This is a genomic window from Mesorhizobium sp. P5_C1 (assembly GCF_054049815.1).
In genome coordinates this window covers 1-1,146 of sequence record NZ_JBFULQ010001038.1, presented here as the reverse complement: position 1 = coordinate 1,146, position 1,146 = coordinate 1, and the positions used below count along the sequence as shown (strand labels likewise).

Below are 1,146 nucleotides of genomic sequence, written 5' to 3'. Positions count from 1 at the left end.
GCACACTTGGGTCGAGGCCAGTTAGAACTCGATCCGCTTGGATCGGTCGAGACTATTTTCGACAGATGCGAAAAGACGCCATTTCTCGATGCATTCCAGAAAGAGCTTTTGTTTCGAATCGCCAATGATACGTCCTTAGCTGACTCCGTCGCGCCAGCGCTCGACGCCGCCATCAAGAATCAGATTGGTGAGGCCCGAAATCGCTTCCAGGAAGAGGGTATTCGTGCGCGCGAAATGGGTGAAATGACGCAAGATGCATACAAGCGGGCTCAGAAGAAGATCAACACGTCCTTTGATACGATCGAGACGGAGAAAGTCCGTGACGCCCTAATGGCCGGCAAGAGAGACGCCTTAGAGATGGATTTGGGCAGATGTGACGGTGTTGATGACGGGATGGTTAGCTTGTGAATACCGATTTGACCAATCCCGAGCGTTACGGTCTGATGCTGTATGTCGCTGAGCCGGGTCAGAAAGGCAATCGGGGTCATCCTAAGCCGGATGCTATCGCCGAAATCGGTAAGGAAATTGTCTTCGATCCCGATATCCTGGACACTTACCATTACGAGGGCTGGAAGCCGATTCACCACGACCTTTTGGTGGTGAGCGCCGCAGTTGAATATGCCGATCGGCGCACCGCTCGGCGGATCAGCCGGTGGGCGCGTGATTTCAAGATCACTGTGCCGGTTACTGAGCTTGCGACGTGGCAACGACAAGAGGTGCAGGAACGTCTTCGGGCGGTTCTTAGGCACCTCACGGGTGATGACTGGCATTTCAACTTTGTTCCGAGGCAAAGCCGAAGTGACTCGGGAGCGCGCCAGCGGTCACTTCCCTTCGGAACTGAAAGAAGCTTCGTGATCGCTTATAGCGACGGTCTGGATTCCCGCTGTGTCGCTAAGATGTGTGGCAACGGAAACACCGCCGTGTGCGTACGGGTGACCAAGCACCGCCATTCCTTGAAGAAGGGAGATGAGCCGTTCGATCAGATGCCGTTCCGCGTCGATGTCCCCTCGTCCCGAGAAAGCAACGTGCGCTCGCGCGGGTTCAAGTTTGCCGCAGTGACGGCGATCGCCGCGCACTTGACGGGGCTGACTAGGATCGTGGTCCCTGAAAGTGGGCAAGGGGCCCTCGGTCCGGTACTGCTTCCGC

1 protein-coding gene and 1 pseudogene are annotated in these 1,146 nt (G+C 56.3%); both read left to right on the top strand.

The window, feature by feature from the left end:
• On the top strand, positions 1–408 hold a 408-nt coding region (locus tag ACXJ7R_RS33695), incomplete at its 5' end, for a hypothetical protein (RefSeq protein WP_457155564.1).
• Positions 405–1,146 (top strand): annotated as a pseudogene (locus ACXJ7R_RS33690) (7-cyano-7-deazaguanine synthase); the annotation flags it as partial. The gene ACXJ7R_RS33695 and the pseudogene ACXJ7R_RS33690, both read left to right, overlap by 4 nt.